Here is a 419-nt window from a genome sequence, read left to right as displayed (position 1 = left end):
CACTCACAAATTTTACCTTAGCCTGATCCGTTACCAGTGAAAGTAACGTTCAGTCTATCTTTCTATCACATACCCAAATTTTTAAAGAACGATCTAATCAAAAGACTAGAAATCAGCATTCACCATCACAGCGATGGAATGCTCATTTCTAAGCTTTCAAACTTCAGAAGCAGTGGTGGTGGAGCCAAGCGGGATCGAACCGCTGACCTCCTGCGTGCAAGGCAGGCGCTCTCCCAGCTGAGCTATGGCCCCGTATTTCTACAGGTTTCCCACACAAAAATTGGTGGGTCTGGGCAGATTCGAACTGCCGACCTCACCCTTATCAGGGGTGCGCTCTAACCAACTGAGCTACAGACCCAATTTCGGGCTGCTTCTATCGTCTTCTTCAATGAATCAAGCAATTCGTGTGGGAACTTATG

General features: G+C 47.0%; 2 tRNA genes. Both read right to left on the bottom strand.

Annotated features, from left to right (window positions below):
- Window positions 1-176: 176 nt before the first annotated feature.
- Window positions 177-252: transfer RNA gene (locus KCG87_RS27375), tRNA-Ala, on the bottom strand.
- A 29-nt stretch (window positions 253-281) separates the two neighbouring features.
- Window positions 282-358, bottom strand: a tRNA-Ile gene (locus tag KCG87_RS27370).
- Window positions 359-419: the final 61 nt, after the last annotated feature.

The organism is Pseudomonas sp. MWU347, assembly GCF_017947305.1.
Classification (GTDB): domain Bacteria; phylum Pseudomonadota; class Gammaproteobacteria; order Pseudomonadales; family Pseudomonadaceae; genus Aquipseudomonas; species Aquipseudomonas putida_A.
This window is presented reverse-complemented; position numbering and strand designations above follow the sequence as displayed.